Raw genomic sequence first — 21785 nt, forward strand, 5'->3', positions numbered from 1 at the left:
GCCGACCACAAAAAAAGCACCCGAAGGTGCTTTTTTTGTACGTGCCGCCAACCGAATCAACCCGCGAAGTTGGCCCGCGCTGCATGCAGTTTCTTGTAGCTCTCGATCAGGCGCAGATGCCGATCCAGCCCCTCCAGTTTCATGCTGGTCGGCGTCAAACCGTAGAAGCGCACGCTGCCATTGACCGAGCCGATCGCCGCGTCCATGCGCTCGTCGCCGAACATGCGGCGGAAGTTGGCTTCGTAGTCTTCCAGCTGCAGATCCTCGTCCAGCTCCATTTCCAGCACGACGTTGACCGCTTGATAGAACAAGCCGCGCTCGACGGTGTTGTCGTTGTATTGCAGGAAGGCTTCGACCAGATCCTTGGCCTGCTCGTACTTCTGCAAGGCGAGGTAGATCAGCAGGCGCAGTTCGAGAATGGTCAACTTGCCCCATGGCGTGTTGTCGTCGAACTCGATGCCGATCAGCGTGGTGATGTCGGTGTAATCGTCCAGCTCGCTGTGTTCCAGGCCTTTGACCAGGTTGCGCAGGCCGACTTTGCTCAGGTTGTGCAGGTTGAGAATGTCCGCACGGAATTGCAGCGCTTTGTTGGTGTTGTCCCAGATCAGGTCTTCTACCGGATAGATCTCCGAATAGTCCGGCACCAGAATGCGGCACGCCTTGGCGCCGATGTGCTCGTAGACCGCCATGTAGACTTCCTTGCCCATGTCTTCGAGGACGCCGAACAGCGTTGCGGCCTCTTCGGCGTTGGAGTTTTCGCCATTGCCGGAGAAGTCCCACTCGACGAATTCGAAGTCGGCCTTGGCGCTGAAGAAGCGCCACGACACCACGCCGCTGGAATCGATGAAGTGCTCCACAAAGTTGTTCGGCTCGGTCACGGCCTGGCCCGAGAAGGTCGGCTGTGGCAGATCGTTGAGGCCTTCGAAGCTGCGGCCCTGCAGCAACTCGGTAAGGCTGCGTTCCAGCGCCACTTCGAAGCTCGGGTGCGCGCCGAACGAGGCGAACACGCCGCCGGTGCGCGGGTTCATCAGCGTCACGCACATCACCGGGAATTCACCGCCCAGCGACGCGTCCTTGACCAGCACCGGGAAGCCCTGCTCTTCCAGCGCCTGGATCCCGGCGAGGATGCCCGGGTATTTCGCCAGCACCTCTTGCGGTACATCCGGCAGGGCCATTTCGCCTTCGAGGATTTCGCGTTTGACCGCCCGCTCGAAGATTTCCGACAGGCACTGCACCTGCGCTTCGGCCAGGGTGTTGCCGGCGCTCATGCCGTTGCTGAGAAACAGGTTCTCGATCAGGTTGGACGGGAAATACACCACTTCACCGTCGGACTGACGCACGAACGGCAGCGAGCAGATGCCGCGCTGGGTGTTGCCGGAGTTGGTGTCGTACAGGTGTGAGCCGCGCAGTTCGCCGTCACGGTTGTAGATGCCCAGGCAGTATTCGTCGAGGATTTCTGCAGGCAACTCATCTTTGGCGCCAGGCTTGAACCAGCGCTCGTCCGGGTAATGCACGAACTCGGCATTGGCGATCTCTTCGCCCCAGAACTGATCGTTGTAGAAGAAGTTGCAGTTCAGCCGCTCGATGAACTCGCCCAGCGCCGAGGCCAGCGCGCTCTCTTTGGTCGCGCCCTTGCCGTTGGTGAAGCACATCGGCGACTGCGCATCGCGGATGTGCAGCGACCAGACGTTGGGCACGATGTTGCGCCACGAAGCGATTTCGATCTTCATGCCCAGGTCCGCGAGAATCCCCGACATATTGGCGATGGTCTGTTCCAGCGGCAGGTCCTTGCCGGCAATGCAGGTGCCCGCGCCTGAGGTGGACGCCGGCATCAGCAGGGCCTGGGCATCCGCGTCGAGGTTCTCGACTTCCTCGATCACGAACTCCGGCCCGGCCTGCACCACCTTCTTCACCGTGCAACGGTCAATCGAGCGCAGGATGCCCTGGCGATCCTTCTCCGAGATGTCTGCCGGCAGCTCGACCTGGATCTTGAAGATCTGGTTGTAGCGGTTTTCCGGGTCGACAATGTTGTTCTGCGACAGACGAATGTTTTCGGTCGGGATGTTGCGGGTGCTGCAGTACAACTTTACGAAGTAAGCCGCGCACAAGGCCGACGACGCCAGGAAATAGTCGAACGGACCCGGTGCAGAGCCATCGCCCTTGTAACGGATCGGTTGGTCGGCCACCACCGTGAAGTCATCGAACCTGGCTTCGAGTCGGAGGTTGTCGAGAAAATTGACCTTGATTTCCATGCGGGTTACCAGAATAGCGGGCTAAACAAATTGGCCGCCATTATCCGGCTTTTGAGCGTGAAGTCTTGTGCTTTTGCGCAACGGGGCCTGAGCGGTTCGACACGCTTGGCACAACTTCTGAACATCTCGAAGCCGAAGATGTTCTAGATTGAACAGATACCGGATCAAGGACGAGCAAATGGACATTTCCAGCCGTGCGACGCCGTTACCCACCCTGCAGGGCTCTGTCACCCGGCGTCTGGCCATTGCGGTGGGCGCGCTGTTCATTGTCGGGGTGATGGCGGCGACCGCTGCGTTGCTCGGCATTGCCACTCAACTGGATGAGGATGACGTCAATGACGTCCGGTTCTATTCCGGCCGGGCGCTGGAAAACCGGATTACCGCTTCCAAGAACTACATCACCAGTTACGCCTACTGGACAACAGCCTATGAACGTTTGAGCGGCACGGTCGACACGAACTGGGCGTACACCGAGCAGAACATGGGCAAGACCCTGTTTACCAGCGACGGCTATGACGGTCTGTTCGTGCTGGATCGGGAACGCACCAAATACGCCGTCGTTCGCGGGCAATTGCTCGATGCACAACTGCCCCAGTTCCTTCAGCTTTCGGCGAACAGCCTGGTGGAGCAAGTGCAGAGTCAGCCCGACCTGACCAGGCCCGTCAGTACTTATTCACTGTTCGAAGACTGGCCGGCGCTGGTCACCGCGGCGGCGATCATTCCCAACGATGAGCGTCCGGTAGACGAGCCACAGAAGACCTCGGTACTGGTATTCGTCGACAAGTTGACGCCCACCAAGCTGCGCAAGATCGGCAGCGGGTACGGCCTGAACAATCTGACGCTGGCACCGGACGGCACCATCGACCCGGGCCAGCCTCGCGTCCCGCTGGACAGCACCGGATACAGCCTCGTTGCGGATCTGGAACGGCCGGGCCAGCATCTGCTTTGGTCGTTGCTGCCAACGCTCGGCCCCGCTTTGCTCGTGCTGATGGCCCTGACGGTCTGGTTCTTTCGCCATGCGTTACGTTCCTCGCGGTACGTCGACGACAGTTTTGAAGCGATGCAGGCGTCGAATCAGGCACTGCTGGCGTCCAACCGCGCACTGGAAGCCAGCGAGGAGCGCTTTCGGGCGGTGGCCGAAGCGGCGTCCGACTGGATCTGGGAGGTGGATGAAGCGTTGTCCATCACCTATCTGTCGACCCGGTTCAGCGCGGTCACCGGCTATCCGCAGGCGCAGTGGATCGGGAAACACATCGGGCACTTGCTGGCGTGCGACACCACTCCGCTGGATCTGTGGCTGAAAAAACTGGATGAGGAGAGCAATGCCAGCGACCTGCGCTGCACCTATCGCGACCGCAAGGGGCAACAGCGCCACTGCCGTCTCTCGGCCAGGCCGATCGTGGAAAGTACGGCAGTGGTCGGCTATCGCGGCACGGCCAGCGACATCACCGATGAGGTAGCCGCCCATGCGCAGATCCAGCACCTGTCCTTGCATGACGCGCTGACGGGTCTGCCCAACCGCAACAAACTGTCGCGCTATCTGGACGACGCTCTGCTGCTCAAGGAACACGCTCCGCCGGTGTCGCTGTTGATGATTGACCTGGACAATTTCAAACCGATCAACGATTCCCTCGGGCACCCGGCCGGCGATGCGGTGTTGCAAGAGGTTGCCGGCCGTCTGCGCGAATGCACGCGCGACCACGATATCGTCGCCCGTCTGGGCGGTGACGAGTTCGTCGTTGTGCTCTGCGGCATGGACACGCATCAGGAAATCGACAGGTTCTGCACACGTCTGATCGGCAGTCTGCATCAGCCCATCCACTTCGAACAGCAACCGTTGCACATCGGCGCCAGTGTCGGAATCGCCCTGAGCCGGCGTCACGGGTACGTCGCCAGTGAGCTGATCCGTTGCGCGGACATTGCGCTGTACCAGGCCAAATCCGAAGGCAAGAACACCTGGTGCTATTTCGAAGCGCACATGAGCGACCAGATCCAGACCCGCCGGCAGATGGAGGACGACCTGCGCAGGGCCCTGAAGAACAACGAGTTCGTGCTGCACTATCAACCCCGATACAAGGTCGATGGCAAGGCAATCGTTTCGGTCGAGGCTCTGGTGCGCTGGCAGCATCCGGTAAAAGGGTTGCTCGGACCGGATTTATTCATTCCGCTGGCCGAACAGACCGACCTGATTGTTCCCCTGGGTCGCTGGGTCCTGCGTGAGGCTTGTGAAACGGCGCTTACGTGGCCGGCGGACATTCTCCTGTCGGTGAACCTGTCACCTGCGCAGTTTGCGATCAGCGATGTGGTCGAAGATGTACGTGAAGTGCTGGTCGGCACTCGCTTCCCGGCCAGCCGGCTGGAGCTGGAAATCACCGAGAACGTGATGCTCAACGACACGGACGGCGCGTTGACCACCATGAACGCGCTCAAGGAACTGGGCGTGCGGCTGAACATGGACGACTTCGGCACCGGTTATTCCTCCCTTGGCTACCTGCGTGCCTACCCGTTCGACGGCATCAAGATCGACAAACGCTTCATCGCGTCCATCAGCACCGGCGCCAATGATCGTGCGGTGGTGCAGGCCATCATCGGACTGGGTAAAGCGATGGGGCTGACCGTGACCGCAGAAGGCGTCGAAACCGAGGAACAACTGGACATCCTGGGCAAGGATCAATGCAACGAAGTCCAGGGTTATTACATGAGTCGCCCGATCGACAAGGCGGCCTTCGCCAGTCTTCTGCAGGCATCAAGAGCCGCCGCTGTCGATCCTTCCAGGCAACGAAAAGGCCGGGTGACCTGAGGACGCTGACTCAGCACATCCGCTCAATCGCAGCACCAATGTTTGCTTCAGTATCCGGCAACTTCCCTCACGGCCGGTCACTGACACATGAAAGGTTTCATGCAACCGCGTTTCGCCCTGGCACTGTTGTATTGCGCAATGGCCGACTCGGCATTTGCCAGCGGTTTTCTCGACGACGCCAAGACCGAGGTGATCAGCCGCAACTTCTTTCTGAGCAACGATTACCGCTCGCCCTCGCCCGCTGGAAAAAACTACAAACAGGAATGGGCTCAAGGGTTTATCGGCACTTTCGCATCCGGTTTCACTGAAGGAACCGTCGGGGTTGGTCTCGATGCCCACGCCTTTTATGGGCTGAAACTCGATGGCGGCAAGGGGCACTCCGGCACAGGATTATTACCGGTGGACAGTGATGGCCGCAGCGAAAGCGAATACTCCAGCGCCGGTGGTGCGCTGAAGTTGAAGACTTCGAAAACCACCCTCGCCTTCGGTGAAATGACCGTGGAAACGCCGGTGTTCGACACCTCGGACAAACGCCTGCAACCGGAATACGCCACGGGGTTGCTACTCGATAGCCACGAAATCGAAAACGCACGCGTTGTGGCCGGGCGCTTCACGGCGTTCAAGAACCAGGACAGCTCTTCCGGCAAAGGCGACTTCCAGGGCTATGGCGCCAGCACCCAAGGCGAAAGCATCAGTTTTGTCGGCACCGAGCTGTTCAGCGACAGCCCGGTGGGCGGCGCGCTGTATGCGTCCGATCTGAGCGACACCTGGCGCCAGTACTACGCCAACCTGCATTTCAAACAGTCCGGTCTGTTGCTTGACGCCAACGTCTACCACACCCGCGACACCGGGCAGGCATTAGCCGGCGACATCGACAACACGGCGTTCAGCCTATCGGGCAAATACACCTTCGGCGCCCACGCGGTGATGCTCGGCTGGCAACGCATCAATGGCGACACGCCGTTCGATTTCGTCGGCGGCGACTCGATCTACCTGGCCAACTCGATCAAATACGCCGACTTCAACGGCGCCCACGAGCGCTCCTGGCAAGCGCGCTACGACCTGGATCTTGGCGCCTTCGGCATTCCCGGGCTGAACTTCATGACCCGCTACGTCGCCGGCAGCCACATCGACGGCACTCACGCGCCCAAGGGCGGCGCCTATAACCCGTTCGACGCGGATTCCGGTGAATATCAGCCTCAGCAAGGGGACGGCGGCAAACACTGGGAACGCGACATCGATCTGCGTTACATCGTCCAATCCGGCGCGGCCAAGGATCTGTCGGTGCAGCTGTCCCACGTTTCGCACCGGGCCAACAGCGCTCAGGCGGGCGACGACATTGACCGGATCTACGTGGTGATCCAGTACCCACTGGGGTTTTGAGGGGAGAAATGGCGGAAGGCAGCCGGAGTCGAACCTGCCCGGGAACGGATGCCGTCCCCAACCGGGTTTGAAGCCCGGCCGCGCCACCGGGCGCGATTGCCTTCCTTGAACTCAGTCGGCGCCGGGGTTGGCCAGCGCACTGTCGGTGCGGATTTGCCGGCCTTCGCCGACGCGCCGGGTCAGGCCCAGCCGATCGAAGTATTCAAGGATCTGAATACTGCGCTTGCGTCCCAAGCCTAGCGCATCGCGGAAGGCCGTGACTTCGATCTGCGGATTTTCTTCGGCCAGGCGCAGCAGCACCGCCACCATTTGCCGCAGCGTGATGTCGGTGACAAACAGGTCGCGCACCACTTGATGCATCACGCCAAGGCGCGCCAGTTTGCGCAGCAGCAAACGCACGATCGCGTCTTCCAGACCGACGACTTTCGCCACGTCACGTACCCACGGCGGATCGAAACCAGCCTGTTCGAACAACGGCTGCAACGCCTGCCACAGGGTTTCGTCGTCGGCGCTCAGGCGCACCTGATGGTCGGGCAAATGCAGCCACGGGCCGCTGGCGACCAGCGAGCCGGCGCCGAGCAACTCTTCCAGCAGGCTGATGAAGGTCGCGCGTTCGAGGCTCAAACTGCTGAAACGCCGCAGACGGTCGCGGTCCGGGCCCATCTGATCGGGCTCCAGCTCATGAAAGCGCGCCAGCTGCTCCAGCAGCCTGAACTTGAGCATGCCCCAGCGCTGCGCATTGAACAGCACCGGGCCCTGACGGGTTTCGATCAGGCGGACATTGTCCGGCAGCGTCCAGCCGTCACGCGGACGGTTGAACTGTCGCTCCAGGCGTTGCGGGTCGAGGCCGCTTGCGCTGTATTCCAGTAACGTCGGCAAGGCCTGTTCCAGCTCGGAGCTGATCGCCAGTGCCCGCAGTTGTGCCAGCCGTTCCGGGCTGCGCCGCTGGCGGGCCGGGGCGAAAGGATCAAGGACGCGCCCGCCGCCAAGGGTTCGCTGGGCGCTGGCATCACGCAGGATCAGCGGATCACCGTAGACGCCGTGCACCGGGACGTTCGTCAGCACTTGCGCAAACATGCGCTCGCCGGGCGCCAGGCTCGAACCCTCCAGCAAGGCGACCCGGGCGATCACGTCCTGCGTGCCGAGATGCAGGTGCACCGGCTGGAAATGCTCGAAAACCCGCTCGCCCGGCAACAACTGGAATTCGATATCCAGCCGCTGGGTCGGCGCGTGCAGCCATTCGGCGAGCAACCATTGGCCGCGATGGATCTGCCCGAGTTCCAGGCGATCCGCGCTGATGTTCAGGGCCACGCGCTGGCCGGCGAAGGCTTGTTCGGCAGTCTGATTCTGCGCGTGCAGACCTCTGACCCGCACGGTTTTGCCCGCCGGGCCGAGGCTGAGTTTGTCACCCACGGCGACCAAGCCCGAAAGCGCCGTCCCCGTCACCACAATACCGGCGCCGGCGACACTGAACGCCCGGTCGATGGCCAGGCGAAAACCGCCTTCGCGACTGCGCTCCTCTGCGTCTATCTCCAGCAACGCCTCGCGCAGCGCGTCGACGCCCTCGCCCGTCACGCTGGAAACCGTCAGCAACGGTGCTTCGGCATAGGGGCCGGTCGCCAGCAGGCTTTCGACTTGTCGGTGAACCTCTTCCACCCTGCCCGCCTCGACCCGATCACACTTGGTGATCGCCACCAGCGCCCGTGGAATGCCCAGCAGCTCGACAATCGCCAGATGCTCGCGGGTCTGCGGCATCACCCCGTCATCCGCCGCCACCACCAGCAACACCAGATCGATGCCTTGCGCGCCGGCGAGCATGTTGTGGGTGAATTTCTCGTGGCCCGGCACGTCGATGAAACCGGTCAGCCCGGCGCCGGGCCCCAGTTCGGCGTACAGATAACCGAGGTCGATGGTCATCCCGCGCTCGCGTTCCTGCGGGCGGCGGTCGCCGGTTTGCCCGGTCAGTGCCTGGAGCAGTGACGTTTTGCCGTGGTCGATGTGCCCCGCCGTGCCGACGATCACGTTTGCAACTGCCCGAGTTGCGCCTGCCACGCCGGTTCATCGTCGAGTTGCCGCAGATCCAGCCACAACGCGTCGTCATCGATGCGCCCGAGCACCGGGATCGGTAAGGCACGCAGCGCGGCTTCCAGATTCAGCAGGCAACGTCCGCGCAGGCGTTTCGATACCTGTGGGCGCAGGCACAGCGCTGCGCTTGGCAGGCGCGCCACCGGTTGGCTGCCGCTGCCGATCATGCCCAGTGCGGGCTCCGCCGTGACGGTCCAGACCTCGCCCAGCCGTTCGGACAAGGCCGGTTGCAGGCGTTCGGCCTGGGCCAGAATGTCAGCTTGCGGTCGGGTCAGCAGGCGCAGGCTCGGCAAGCGCTCGGCCAGACGATCCGGGTCGCGATAGAGTCCGAGCACCGCTTCCAGTGCCGCCAGCGTCAGTTTGTCGACCCGCAATGCGCGTTTCAGCGGGTTCTTCTTGATCTTCGCGATCAAGTCCTTGCGCCCGACGATCACCCCCGCCTGGGGCCCGCCGAGCAGTTTATCGCCGCTGAAAGTGACGATGTCAGCGCCATCGAGCAGCGCCTGTCGCACCGTCGGTTCCGCCGGCAAACCCCAGCGGGTCAGGTCCAGCAGACTGCCGCTGCCAAGATCTTCCAGCAACGGCAGGTCATGCCGATGGGCCAATGCCGCCAGTTCGGAAGTCGGCACCCGGGCGGTGAAGCCTTCGATGCTGTAGTTGCTCGCGTGCACGCGCATGATCAGGCCGCTGCGTGGGCTGATTGCCGCTTCGTAGTCGCGGGCATGGGTGCGATTGGTGGTGCCGACCTCGTGCAGGCGCACGCCGGCGCGGCTCATGATGTCGGGGATGCGGAACGCGCCGCCGATCTCGATCAGCTCGCCCCGGGAAATGATGCCTTCCTTGCGCGCGCCGAGGCTGTTGAGCGTCAGCAGCACGGCGGCGGCATTGTTGTTGACCACGGTCACGGCTTCGGCGCCGGTCAGCTCGCGGATCAGGCCTTCGATCAGATCGTCGCGGTCACCGCGCTTGCCGCTGGCCAGGTCGAATTCCAGATTCAAGGGATAGCGCGCCGCCAGTTGCACCGCTTCAATGGCTTCTTCGGGCAACAAGGCCCGGCCGAGGTTGGTATGCAGCACCGTGCCTGTCAGGTTGAACACACGGCGCACCTGGCTGCGCTGCTTCAGCGCCAGACGTTCGGCGACCCTTCCGGCCAGCGCTTCAGAGCTGATTTCGACGGCGGTCAGTTGCCCCGCCACCACCGCTTCGCGCAAGTCATCCAGTAATTGGCGAAACCCCGTCAACAAGGCCTCACGCCCGTAACGCTCGGCCAATGGCTGGCACGCCGGGTGGCGCAACAGACTGTCAATCGACGGTAACCGCAGGGCAACACTTACGGACATCAGGCACTCCCGAAATCGAAATACGCCTGATGATGTTAGACCACCCTGCTGCTAGCGCAGCGCTGCCCTTTGAACCGGCACATAGGTTTGACTCAAGTCCGTAGCCCAGCCATCGAGGACGGCTTTCACGTTATCGGGCGTCATGACCTGTTTGTCGTTCTCCAGCGGCACGCCCTTGCCCTTGCGCACCACTTCAGCCACAACCTCCCCGGTCGAACCGTCCTCGAAGGACACTTCCGTGGCGATTTCACTGTCCCGGTCACGAATGCCGGTGGCGCTGCTAACCCCGGCCGCGACCAGTGTCACCGGCAGCCATTCATAAAAGCGCAGACCCTGAGTATTGGCGGAGACCTGGGTGATGGCCGGTTTGACGATCAGCGTGTCCGGGCCGGGTTTCGACGCCAGCGGCAACACCTTGCCCAGCTCCAGCCTGAGGGCTGCGTCGTAGTAATGGGTCACGCCCGACAAGGTGCTTTGGGGAATGCGCTGAGAAGGCTCGAGCCGTGGATAGAACTGGCTCGGCGCCAGGTAAACCTGGCTATAACGGCCTCTCGCCAATGTCGGGCTGATCCAGCTCAATATTGTTTTCCCCGAAGCGGTCTGCCCTTCCTTGAGCACGCTGTAATCCCGTAGAAACCCGGCCTGCGGCTCCGCCGGAAGCTTCTTGCTGCTGCACGCCGACAGGCTGAGGGTGGCGGCAAACAACACGGCCAGTGAGCGATGGCTAGTCATCGATGGTGTTTCCTTGTTCACGCGTGGACGTGGCTGTGCGGGGTGTTGTCGGAGCACTCGATGCGCAACTGGCCGTGGGTCATGATCCATTGGATGAATTCGGCGGTGGGAATCGAGTGGAGGTATTCGACCCAATGGGCCTCGGTCGGGCTGAACCGTTCGAAATAGCGGCGCAGGATCAACTGACTCTGATCGTTGGCCAGCCCCAGACACGTCTCCTGAAACAGGATCGGCGTGTCCGGGCCCGGTGCGGTGGTGCGCTGGGTCAGGATCAACGGGCGCACGGCGCCATGGTCCCGGGTGATGTAGCCGCTGTTCATGTCCTTCATGTTGAGCCCCCTTGGTTGAAAGGCCTGCAGAGTGCCTGCGGATGTTTGCCCCACGATGTCCGGCTGATGTCTGCGCTGAAGGAATGTTGCAGGATTGAAATATATGACCGGCGCATCGAAATGGTTTTAGATGCGCTTCTTTTGGGTTCATGGATTGCGCAAACGTGAGCAGATTGCTGATCGTCGATGACGACGGGGAAATTCTGTCCTTGCTGAAGAAATTCTTCGTTCAGCACGGTTATCAGGTCGATGTCGCCGCCCATGGCGAGGCCATGTGGGCGGCCATTGCGCAGGCGCGACCGGACACGATCATCCTCGACCTGATGCTGCCCGGCGAGGGTGGCCTGAGCCTGTGCCAGAAGGTCCGGGCGCAGATGGGCATCCCGATCATCATGCTCACGGCCATGGCCGAGCTGAGCGACCGCATTGTCGGCCTGGAACTGGGCGCCGACGACTACCTGACCAAACCCTTCGCCCCGCAGGAACTGCTGGCCCGGGTGCGCGCCCTGCAACGGCGGGTCGGTGAGAGCACGCCGTCCGGCGCCGAGCCTTCACGGCCGGTCATGGCCTTCGCCGGTTGGCATCTGGACATCACCTGCCGTGAACTGCGCTCGCCGGAGGGCGTGATGATTCCGATGTCCGCCGGCGAATTCGACCTGCTGCTGGTATTGCTCGAACATCCGCAACGCATCCTGACCCGCGAACAACTGATCGACCTGACCCACGGTCAGGGCCACGACGCCTATGACCGCAGCATCGACGTGCAGATCAGTCGGCTGCGACGCAAGATCGAACCGGACAGCAAACGTCCGGACCTGATCCGCACGGTTCGTAACGGCGGCTACATGTTCACTGCCAAGGTCAGCCGCTCATGATCGGCCGGATGCTGCGGCGCGACACCCTCAGCCGGCGGATTGCCCTGACAATCGTCGCGGCCATGCTCGCGTCGCTGCTGCTCAATGCGCTGTTCGTTCAGGTCGCGGGGATCTGGGCTCGGCCGCCGATCGAGCGCACCGGGCTGCTGGAACAGATTGCCGCCACCACCCGAGTGATCGAGGCAGCGCCGGCGACCTTGCGCCCGCAACTGGCCAGTGCCGCCAGCAGCCCGATGCTTGAAGTGGTGTGGAAACCCCGTCGAGCCGACTTCGGTCTGCCGGGGGACGGCGAACAGGTCGAGGCCGGAAAAGTGCCGGCGCTGCGGCAGTTGCTCGGCGATGACCGGCAGATCGACGTGTTCAACCCCGACGACTGGCCCGCCGGCAGCCCTCGCGCGCATTACATGGCACTGGTGCGGCTGGCCGATGACAGCTGGCTGTCGTTCACGCCGCCGGAGCGCAGTTGGGGCTTGAGCCTGAACGTGCGGATTGCCGTGATCGTTGCCCTGGGGCTGGTCGCCACGCTGCTGGTCGCCTGGCTGGCCACACGACAACTGGCCCAGCCGTTACAGCGCTTTGCCCATGCGGCGCGGCGTTTCGGCGGGGACCTGAAAGCGCCGCCGATCCACCTCGAAGGCCCGCACGAGATCCGTCAGGCCATCGTCGCGTTCAATACGATGCAGGCGCAGATCCAGCATTTCATCGGCGAGCGCACCCACATGCTGGCGGCCATCTCCCACGACTTGCGCGCCCCGCTGACCCGAATGCGCCTGCGCAGCGAGTTCATGGAAGACCTCGACCATCAGGGCAAACTGATCCGCGACATCGAGGAAATGCAATCGATGATCAACGCCGCTCTGGCGTTCTTCCGGGAAGACACCCACCTGGAGCAATCCACCGCGTTCGATCTGTCGGAGTTGCTGCAAACCATCGTCGATGACTACCGCGATCAGCACCTCGACATCGGTTTCACCGGCCCGGCGCATGTGGTGTACGACGGCCGGCCGCTGGGTATCAAGCGGGTCATCGTCAATCTGCTGGATAACGCGGTGAAATACGGACAGCGACCCAGTGTGGCGCTGAGCTGCGATGACACGTCGATTCGCATCGAGGTCATTGACGAGGGGCCGGGAATTCCCGAGGACGCGCTGGAGCGGGTGTTCGATCCGTTCTTCCGTCTCGAGACCTCGCGCAACCGCGACACCGGCGGGGTCGGGCTCGGTCTTTCGGCGGCACGGGGAATCATTCGTGAACAGGGTGGCGAACTCAGTTTGCGTAACCGCCGCAGCGGCGGCTTGCGCGCACGCGTTGAGTTGCCGCACCGCTGAGGCCTATTCGTCGCCGGGCGCCAGCAACAGATTAGGCGCCAGGCGCTGATAGCCGTCCTGAGCCAGGCGCATGTCGAGCAGCAGACTGCCCAGATCTGCCGACAGCGCCTCGCCCTCCCCGTCGTTTTCCAGATACAGCAACTTCAGGTAGCTGTTGCAGCCCGGACAGACTTCGGCGCGCAGCGGCGCCTGATTGGCGGCGTGGCGATCATCCTCGAGGCTCAGGTATTCAAGCCCTTTGCTCTGCTCGCAATACACGCACTTGACCCGCACCACATGCCATTCGCAGGCGCATAGCGAACACACCAGATACCGCAGGCCGTTGTGCTTGCCGCGATGGCGGATCACCCCGGCCATGGCCGGCGAGCCACAGGCCGGGCACTGGCTGAGGCTGTCGCCGGGCGTCAGTTGCAGGTTCGGAGCGCTGAGCAGCCAGTGACTCCACGCCGCTTGCAGCGCCGCCCCGAGAAACGGCACCAGCGCCGCCGGCACCAGCGAATACTGGCCGCTGACCAACGCCACGGCCCAGGCGCGCCACTGGCCGGGGCTGGCGATGCGCAGCGTGGTCACGGCCTCGCCCACCGCCGGTTGCTCAGGGGCGACATAACGCTGGAGCAAGGCCTCGAGATACAGCTGCCAGGTGTCCTCGCGAATCAGGGTGTCGGCGGCGAACGGTGGCATGCCGTGTTGCCGGCAGACTTCCAGCCGCTGTTCATCAAGCGGCGCGGTCGAGGGCGGATCATCGAGGATTTGCTGCTGGACCCGGCACAAACCGGCAATCAAGCGCAGGTAATCGGCCAGCGGATGCCCTTCGGCCAAACGTTCCAGACGCTGGGCCCGCAGCGTGAACAGGTTGTGCGGCGGCAGGTGCAGAAACGGCGGCGAACTGGCCGCCGCTTCGATTTCTCCGGGTTCGAGGATGGTTGGCAACTGTCAGCCCTTTTTTGTGACCGGTCGCTCTGGCGGATCTTTGCTCTCCACCTCGCGATACCAGAGTGCATGGTGTTTCCTGGCCCAGGCGCGGCTGACCCAGCCGTGCATCATTGCGTCCACCGAGCCCTTGATCCAGATCCCGGCATAGATGTGAACGATGATGCTCAGGATCAGCACAAACCCCGCCAGTGCGTGCAGCAACATCGCCCAGCGGATCGTGGTGATGCCGAAGTAATGACTGAAATACGCGCGCCAGATCACCAGCCCCGTGAACAGCAATCCGAGCATGCACAGCAGTAAAGTCCAGAACAGCAGCTTTTGCCCGGCGTTATATTTGCCCACCGCCGGCACGGTCTCTTCGTCGTTGACCAGCACCCGGTCGATGCGCCGCAGCCATTTCCAGTCGTTGTCGATGAAAAAGTTCGAGCGCCAGAAGCGAAACACCAGCCCCAGGAAGAACACAAACATCAGCACGCCCATGAAAGGGTGCAGGATTCGCGTCCACGGCCCGCCGCCGAACAGATTGGTCAGCCAGAACATCGACGGATGGAACAGTGCCAACCCCGACAGGCCGGCCATGAAGAACAGAATCGCCACCAGCCAGTGGTTGGTGCGCTGGTTGGCGGTGTAGCGCAGGATCGTCTTGTTGCTCATGGCCGGCCCTCCCCGCGTGGGTCGAAGGTGTGCACCGCCGGATCGACGACGTGCACCGAGGTGTCGGGCGGTTCGGGATGTTCATCTTCCTCGACCCGGTTCGGGCCGATCCGCACGTAATGGAAGAACCCGGCCAGCACCGCCGCGCCCATCGCCAGCAGACCCAACGGCTTGCTGATGCCTTTCCACAAGCCCACCAGCGGACTGATCTCGGGGTTGTCCGGCAGGCCGGCGTAGATTTTCGGGGTGTCGGCGTGGTGCAGCACGTACATGACGTGGGTGCCGCCGACGCCTTGCGGGTCATACAGGCCGGCGTTGTCGAAGCCACGGCTTTTCAGGTCGACGATGCGTTCGGCGGCATGGGTTTTCATGTCGTCCTTGGTGCCGAACACGATGGCTCCGGTCGGGCAGGTTTTTACGCAGGCCGGTTCCAGACCCACCGCCACCCGGTCCGAACACAGCGTGCATTTGTAGGCCTTGTGGTCCTTCTGCGAAATGCGCGGGATGTTGAACGGGCAGCCGGTGATGCAATAACCGCAGCCGATGCAGTGGTCCTGATCGAAATCGACGATGCCGTTGGCGTGCTTGATGATCGCGCCAGGGCTGGGGCACGCCGCCAGGCATCCGGGTTCGGCGCAGTGCATGCAGCCGTCCTTGCGGATCAGCCATTCGAGGTTGCCGGCGTCGGTTTCGTGCTCGGTGAAGCGCATCAGCGTCCATGAATCGGCGCTCAAGTCCTGCGGATTGTCGTAGGTGCCGTGGTTGTGGCCCACCTCGTCGCGCAGCTCGTTCCATTCCGAGCATGCGACCTGGCAGGCCTTGCAGCCAATGCACTTGGTGGTGTCGATCAGCTTGGCCACCTGTTCCTGGCCGCGTATCGAAGGCGCCGGGGTCGTGGTGGCCGAGCGGGCAATGATGTCTTGGCTGGCCATCTAAAGATTCTCCATCAGAGCTTCTCCACGTTGACCAGGAATGACTTGGATTCCGGGGTCTGTGTATTGCCATCGCCGAGAAACGGCACCAGGGTGTTGGTCAGGTAACCGTGGCGCGTCAGGCCGGTGAAACCCCAGTGCAGCGGAATGCCGATCTGGTGCACCACCTGGTTGTTGACCTGCAACGGCCGGATCCTTTTGGTCACCACCGCCACCGCTTCAATGAACCCGCGCTTGCTGCTCACGCGAACCCGATCGCCAGCGGCGATGCCCTTCTCTTTTGCCAGCACTTCGCCGATTTCCACGAACTGCTCGGGTTGAGCAATCGCGTTCAACTTGCAGTGCTTGCTCCAGAAGTGGAAATGCTCGGTCAGCCGGTAGCTGGTGGCGGCGTACGGGTAATCCTTGGCCACGCCGAGGCTGTCCCACACCGAATCGAAGATCCGTGCCGCCGGGTTGCTGGTGGCTTTCTTGTTGTCCGGGTGCAGCGGGTTGATGCCGATCGGCGTTTCGAACGGCTCGTAGTGCTCGGGGAATGGCCCTTCGTTCATCTTGTCGACGGCGAAGAACCGCGCCACGCCTTCGGGGTTCATGATGAACGGGTTCATCCCGGCTTCCGGCGGCACGTCGGCCTTGTAGTCCGGAACATCGGTGCCGCTCCAGGCTTTGCCGTTCCACCAGACCAGGCGTTTTTTCGGATCCCACGGTTTGCCTGCGACATCTGCCGAGGCCCGGTTGTACAGAATCCGCCGGTTGGCCGGCCAGGCCCACGCCCAGCCTTGATGCTGATGCATGCCGTATGGGTCGTTGTTGTCGCGGCGGGCCATCTGGTTGCCGGCTTCGGTCCAGCTGCCGCAGAAAATCCAGCAGCCGGACGCAGTGCTGCCGTCATCCTTGAGCTGGGCGAACCCGGCCAGTTGCGAATTGCCCTTGATCGCCGCGCCGGTGGCGTCGGTGAAATCGGTGGTGGCGTAGCCGTTGATCTCTTTGGCGATCTCTTCCGGCGAGGGTTCTTCGGCGATCTTGTACGGCCACGACAGCTTCAACAGCGGATCGGCGAATTTGCCGCCCTCGGCCTGATAACGCTCTCGCAGGCGCAGGAACAGCGCGCTCATGATCTGCACGTCGGTGCGCGCCTCGCCCGGGCCGTCGGCACCTTTCCAGTGCCATTGCAGCCAGCGACTGCTGTTGACCAGCGAGCCGTCCTCTTCGGCAAAACACGTCGTTGGCAGGCGGATCACTTCGGTCTGGATATCGGCGCTCTTCACATCGTTGAATGGCCCGACATGTTCCCAGAACTGCGAGGTTTCGGTGGCCAGCGGGTCCATCACTACCAGCCATTTCAGTTTGGCCAGCGCCGCCATCACCCGGTTCTTGTCCGGCAACGCGGCAATCGGGTTGAAGCCCTGGCACATGTAGCCGTTGACCTTGCCCTGCCCCATCAGATCGAACACCTTGAGGATGTCGTAGTTGGGGATGTCGAGTTTCGGCAAGTAGTGGTAGGCCCACTGGTTCTCGGCGGTGGCATTGGCGCCATACCAGGCTTTCATCAGGCTGACGTGGAACTTGCTGTAGTTCTGCCAGTAGGACAATTGCCCCGGCCGCAATGGAACCTGGGTGCGTTTATGGATGTAGGCCGCGTAATCCTGCTCGGCGTCGGTCGGCAAGGTCAGGTAACCCGGCAGCGCGTTGGACAGCAGACCAAGGTCGGTCAGGCCCTGAATGTTCGAGTGCCCGCGCAAGGCGTTGACCCCGCCGCCCGGCATGCCGACGTTGCCCAGCAACAGTTGCACCATCGCTGCGCTGCGGATGATCTGCGAGCCGATCGAGTGCTGGGTCCAGCCCAGCGCATAGAGAATGGTCATGGTCTTGCCCGGCGCCGAGCAAGTGGCGATTTCCTCCCAGATCTTTTTCATCGCATCGACCGGCATGCCGCAGATCTGGCTCGCCAGGTCGATGTTGTAGCGGCTGTAATGCTGCTTCATCAGTTGATAGACGCAGCGCGGGTCCTGCAGGGTCGGGTCGACTTTGACGAAGCCGTCATCCCCCAGCTCGTAACCCCAGGTGGATTTGTCGGTGTAGCTGCGTTTGGCCGCGTCGTAACCGGTGAAGAGCCCGTCCTCGAAGCCGAATCCAGCTCTGACGATGAACGATACGTCGGTGTAGTTGCGCACGTATTCGTGCTGGATCTTGTCCTCGGTCAGCAGGTAATTGATCAGCCCGCCCATGAACGCGATGTCGCTGCCGGTGCGGATCGGCGCGTAGTAATCGGCCACAGACGCGGTCCGGGTAAACCTCGGATCGACCACAATCAGCCGCGCGGCGTTGTGCGCCTTGGCTTCGGTCACCCATTTGAAGCCGCAAGGATGGGCTTCTGCTGCGTTGCCGCCCATCACCAGGATCAGATTCGCATTGGCGATATCGGTCCAGGTGTTGGTCATGGCTCCACGGCCGTACGTCGGGGCAAGACTTGCCACCGTCGGGCCGTGTCAGACACGCGCCTGGTTATCGAACCCCAGCATGCCGAGACTGCGCACCACTTTGTGAGTGATGTAGCCTGCTTCGTTGGACGCCGCCGATGCCGCGAGGAATCCGGTGGTCAGCCAGCGATTGACCGTCTGGCCCTGGGCGTTCTGCTCGACGAAATTGGCGTCGCGGTCGGCCTTCATCAGGTCGGCGACGCGGTCGAGGGCTTCGTCCCAGGTAATCCGGGTCCATTCGCTGCTGCCGGGCTTGCGCACCTGCGGGTACTGCAAACGGCCGGGGCTGTGAATGAAGTCCAGCAGACCGGCGCCTTTCGGGCACAAAGTGCCGCGGTTGACCGGGTGGTCGGCGTCGCCCTCGATATGAATGATGTTTTGCGCAACGTTCTTCGCGGCATCGCCCTGGCTGTACATGATCAAGCCGCAACCGACCGAGCAATACGGGCAGGTGTTGCGGGTTTCATGGGTGTGGGCAAGCTTGAAGTGGCGCACCTGCTCGGCGAAGGCCTGCGTCGGGGCCATGCCCAACGCGCCCAGGCTAGAGCCTGCAAGGCCGATACCGGCGACCTTGAAGAACTGACGACGGCTGAGATCCATCGTGCACTCCTGATCAGGTGGAACCCGGTACTGGTGCCGGGTTTGTTCTGGACAATCACGGTTGCGGCACACGAGTGCCGACTTTTTCACTGTAGACAAAGCCTCTGCCGCCTGTGTGAAAACCGACCGTCGGCCGTTTGTCGGAGCATCACCTCCCACAGGTTTTGTGTGCTCCTTCAAGGGCATGGGCTTATCATGGCGGGCACGACCCATCTCCGCTTCAGAGACCGCGCATGACTTTCGATTTTGATCAGGTATTCGACCGCCACGACACCGGCAGCACCAAGTGGAGCCGCTACCCGGCCGACGTGTTGCCGATGTGGGTCGCTGACATGGATTTCGCCGCCCCGCCGGTGGTCATTGAGGCGCTGCACCAACGCCTGCTGCACCCATTGGTGGGCTACAGCGTGGCCCAGGACAATCTGCGCCAGGCCATCGTCGCCGACCTCTGGAACAAGTTCGCCTGGCGGGTCAAACCGCAGGAGCTGATCTTCCTGCCGGGTGTGGAGTCGGGTTTCAACATGGCGCTCAAGGCGCTGGTGCAACCGCAGCAGAATGTCGTGGTGCAAACCCCGAATTATCCGCCGCTGCGCCATGCACCGGGTCATTGGGGCCTGAACAAGGTCGAACTGGAATTCAACGCCCAGGCCGACGGCAGCTACGCCACCCCGCTGGACGCACTGCGTGAATCCCTGAAAGGTGGCGGCGCCCTGCTCCTGAGCAACCCGCACAACCCGATCGGCAAGGTCTTTGGCCGTGAAGAACTGCAAGCCGTGGCGGACATCTGCGTGGCGCAGGACGCCTGGATCATCTCCGACGAAATCCACGCCGAGCTGTGCTACGACGGCCGCGTGCACATTCCGACTGCGTCCCTGAGCCCGGAAATATCCCGCCGCACCATCACCCTGATGTCGGCGAGCAAGGCCTACAACATCGCCGGCCTCAAGACTTCGTTCATGATCATCCAGGACGCGGCCCTGCGCGAGCGCGTCAACCACGCCCGCTGCGGCATGGTCGACAGCGTCAACCCGCTGGGCATGGAAGCCACCCGCGTGGCCTACAGCGAAGCCGGTCCGTGGCTTGAGGCGCTGAAGCAGTACCTGCAAGCCAACCGTGACTGGCTGGTGGACGCGGTGCGCAGCCGCTTGCCCGGCGTGACCCTCAATGTGCCGCAAGGCACGTATCTGGCCTGGCTCGATTGCTCGGCGCTGGATCTGGACGACCCGCAGAAGTTCTTCCTGGACCACGCTCGTGTCGGCCTCAGCCCGGGTCTGGACTTTGGCGACCACAGCCAGCAATTCGTGCGCCTGAACTTCGGTTGCCCGCGTTCGATGCTGGAAGAAGGCATTGCCCGGATGGAGCGAGCCCTCAAGTCCCGGTAATCACGTCAGGGCAAACCCAAGCGTCAATCCGATCGAACTCAGCGCAAACGGGCCGGGTCAACCGGCCTACTTGCCATGAGACCCGGAGATTGACGATGACCGACTATCCAAAACCCCCGTTCCCGAAACAGGCGCAACCGGTTCCCGGTTCGCAGCGCAAAATGGAGCCGTATCCTGATTGCGGCGAACAGAGCTACACCGGCTCCGGTCGGCTGGCCGGCAAGATTGCCTTGATCACCGGTGCCGACAGTGGCATCGGTCGGGCGGTGGCGATCGCCTTTGCCCGCGAAGGTGCCGATGTAGCAGTCGCCTATTTAAATGAACACGAAGACGCCAAGGAAACCGCGCGCTGGGTCGAACAGGCCGGCCGCCAGTGCCTGTTGCTGCCTGGTGACATTGCCCAGAAAGCCCAATGCCAGGCGTTGGTGGATCAAACCGTCGAGCGCTTCGGCCGAATCGACGTGCTGGTCAACAACGCGGCCTTCCAGATGACCCATGAAACCTTCGAGGAGATTCCTGACGATGAATGGGTGATGACCTTCGACGTCAACATCACCGCGATCTTCCGCCTGTGTCAGGCCGCCATCAAACACATGGGACCTGGCTCCTCCATCATCAACACCAGTTCGATCAACTCGGACATGCCCAAGCCCACCCTGCTCGCCTACGCCACCACCAAAGGCGCCATCGCCAATTTCACCGGTGGTCTGGCGCAAATGCTCGGCCCGAGGGAAATCCGCGTGAATTGCGTGGCACCGGGGCCGATCTGGACGCCGCTGATCGTCTCGACCATGCCCGATGAGGAAGTGCAGCATTTTGGCGAGCAAACCCCACTCGGGCGTCCCGGCCAGCCAGTGGAGGTCGCGCCGATCTACGTACTGCTGGCGTCTGATGAAGCCAGCTACATCACCGGCCAGCGCTATGGCGTGACCGGCGGCAAACCGATGCTCTGAGCCGCTTGCCAGAAAAAGTGAACCGCTGGACACGGCGACCTCTCCATACCTTCATGGCCCGTTCGGGTTGCAAGAGATCAGGAGGTCGTCATGTCTGCGCCTATTATCAAACTCTTCACCCAGCCGAACTTCGCCTGGACCGACATCCGTCGCGAAGAAGAGGCCCACCCGCGTCATTACCTGACCCATCTGCTATTGCTGGCCCTTGTCCCGGCGGTGTGCCTGTTCATCGGCACCACCTATGTCGGCTGGAGCCTGGCAGTCGGTGAATCCGTGAGGCTCAGCAGTGCCAGTGCGTTGCAGCTGAGCATCTTGCTCTACATCACTATTGTCGTCGGCGTGGCGATCATCGGCGGTTTCATCCGCTGGATGTCGCGCACCTTCGATGCGCGGCCGACGCTCAACCAGTGCATCGGTTTCGCGGCATACACCGTAACCCCGTTTTTCATCGCCGGTCTCGCCGGCCTGTATCCCAGCCGCTGGCTGGCGGTGCTGGTGCTCGGCGCAGCGTCGATCTATTCGACGTTTCTGCTGTTCGTCGGCCTGCCGACTTTCATGCACGAGCGCAAGGAACAGGGTTTGCTGTATTCGGCCAGTGTCTGGGGTGTCGCGCTGCTGGTGCTGGTGACGTTGTTGGTGTCGATGATCCTGCTGTGGTTCAACGTGCTGACGCCGGAATACCTGCGCACGACTGCGGGTTAGGCCGGTTATGTCGGGGCGGCATCGA

Annotated in this window: 16 protein-coding genes and 1 tRNA gene; 7 read left to right on the forward strand and 10 right to left on the reverse strand. The window is 62.4% G+C overall.

The annotated features are described in order from the left end of the window. Positions 1-56 precede the first annotated feature (56 nt). Positions 57-2252 (reverse strand): OsmC domain/YcaO domain-containing protein, encoded by a 2196-nt coding sequence (locus CAF80_RS06980; RefSeq protein ID WP_085667040.1) that lies wholly within the window; start codon positions 2250-2252, stop codon positions 57-59. A gap of 178 nt (positions 2253-2430) precedes the next feature. On the opposite strand from CAF80_RS06980, the gene CAF80_RS06985 reads away from it, so the two are divergent. Beyond that, on the forward strand, positions 2431-5052 hold the full coding sequence (locus CAF80_RS06985) for an EAL domain-containing protein (protein WP_085667041.1): 2622 nt from the start codon (positions 2431-2433) through the stop codon (positions 5050-5052). 99 nt (positions 5053-5151) lie between these two features. Continuing rightward, positions 5152-6435, forward strand: coding sequence for an OprD family porin (locus CAF80_RS06990; RefSeq protein WP_256578106.1), 1284 nt, complete (start codon positions 5152-5154; stop codon positions 6433-6435). Positions 6436-6444: 9 nt separating this feature from the next. On the opposite strand, the gene CAF80_RS06995 is transcribed toward CAF80_RS06990, so the two are convergent. The 5 genes from CAF80_RS06995 to CAF80_RS07015 form a co-directional block, all read right to left on the reverse strand. Then, positions 6445-6540, reverse strand: a tRNA-Sec gene (locus CAF80_RS06995). 6 nt (positions 6541-6546) lie between these two features. After that, positions 6547-8457: a selenocysteine-specific translation elongation factor gene (selB, locus tag CAF80_RS07000; RefSeq protein WP_085667043.1), complete on the reverse strand. Its 1911-nt coding sequence runs from the start codon at positions 8455-8457 to the stop codon at positions 6547-6549. Continuing rightward, positions 8454-9860, reverse strand: coding sequence for an L-seryl-tRNA(Sec) selenium transferase (gene selA, locus CAF80_RS07005; RefSeq protein WP_085667044.1), 1407 nt, complete (start codon positions 9858-9860; stop codon positions 8454-8456). Before selA ends, selB begins: the two co-directional genes overlap by 4 nt. 51 nt (positions 9861-9911) lie before the next feature. Further along, a complete protein-coding gene (locus tag CAF80_RS07010; RefSeq protein WP_085667045.1) occupies positions 9912-10592 on the reverse strand; it encodes a DUF3313 domain-containing protein in 681 nt (226 codons plus the stop codon). 17 nt (positions 10593-10609) lie between these two features. Then, positions 10610-10921 (reverse strand): hypothetical protein, encoded by a 312-nt coding sequence (locus CAF80_RS07015; protein WP_074690604.1) that lies wholly within the window; start codon positions 10919-10921, stop codon positions 10610-10612. Positions 10922-11070: 149 nt separating this feature from the next. On the opposite strand from CAF80_RS07015, the gene CAF80_RS07020 reads away from it, so the two are divergent. After that, on the forward strand, positions 11071-11796 hold the full coding sequence (locus CAF80_RS07020; protein ID WP_074690605.1) for a response regulator: 726 nt from the start codon (positions 11071-11073) through the stop codon (positions 11794-11796). Next, complete coding sequence (locus CAF80_RS07025) at positions 11793-13124, forward strand: ATP-binding protein (protein WP_085667046.1); 1332 nt, start codon at positions 11793-11795, stop codon at positions 13122-13124. The genes CAF80_RS07020 and CAF80_RS07025 overlap by 4 nt, the downstream gene beginning before the upstream one ends. A gap of 3 nt (positions 13125-13127) precedes the next feature. Here the strand turns inward: CAF80_RS07025 and fdhE are convergent, their stop codons facing one another. Genes fdhE through fdnG form a run of 4 tightly spaced genes read right to left on the reverse strand, consistent with a single transcriptional unit; the run spans position 13128 to position 18723 of the window. Continuing rightward, a complete protein-coding gene (gene fdhE, locus CAF80_RS07030) occupies positions 13128-14054 on the reverse strand; it encodes a formate dehydrogenase accessory protein FdhE (RefSeq protein WP_085667047.1) in 927 nt (308 codons plus the stop codon). Between the two features lie 3 nt (positions 14055-14057). Beyond that, a complete protein-coding gene (locus tag CAF80_RS07035) occupies positions 14058-14711 on the reverse strand; it encodes a formate dehydrogenase subunit gamma (RefSeq protein ID WP_039768364.1) in 654 nt (217 codons plus the stop codon). Beyond that, positions 14708-15643, reverse strand: coding sequence for a formate dehydrogenase subunit beta (fdxH, locus tag CAF80_RS07040; RefSeq protein ID WP_085667048.1), 936 nt, complete (start codon positions 15641-15643; stop codon positions 14708-14710). The genes CAF80_RS07035 and fdxH overlap by 4 nt, the downstream gene beginning before the upstream one ends. A gap of 14 nt (positions 15644-15657) precedes the next feature. Continuing rightward, complete coding sequence (gene fdnG, locus CAF80_RS07045) at positions 15658-18723, reverse strand: formate dehydrogenase-N subunit alpha (RefSeq protein WP_139831663.1); 3066 nt, start codon at positions 18721-18723, stop codon at positions 15658-15660. A 233-nt stretch (positions 18724-18956) separates the two neighbouring features. Between fdnG and CAF80_RS07055 the strand changes: the two genes are divergently transcribed. The 3 genes from CAF80_RS07055 (at position 18957) to CAF80_RS07065 (ending at position 21760) form a co-directional block, all read left to right on the forward strand. Then, a complete protein-coding gene (locus CAF80_RS07055; protein WP_039768358.1) occupies positions 18957-20105 on the forward strand; it encodes a MalY/PatB family protein in 1149 nt (382 codons plus the stop codon). 95 nt (positions 20106-20200) lie between these two features. Then, positions 20201-21058 carry an SDR family oxidoreductase gene (locus CAF80_RS07060; RefSeq protein ID WP_039768357.1) on the forward strand — a complete coding sequence of 286 codons (858 nt, stop codon included), beginning with the start codon at positions 20201-20203 and terminating at the stop codon, positions 21056-21058. A gap of 90 nt (positions 21059-21148) precedes the next feature. Beyond that, positions 21149-21760 (forward strand): Yip1 family protein, encoded by a 612-nt coding sequence (locus CAF80_RS07065; protein ID WP_074690611.1) that lies wholly within the window; start codon positions 21149-21151, stop codon positions 21758-21760. The last annotated feature ends 25 nt before the right edge of the window (positions 21761-21785 follow it).

The sequence above is a fragment of the Pseudomonas sp. B34(2017) genome (assembly GCF_002112915.1).
GTDB classification, from domain to species: domain Bacteria; phylum Pseudomonadota; class Gammaproteobacteria; order Pseudomonadales; family Pseudomonadaceae; genus Aquipseudomonas; species Aquipseudomonas pharyngis.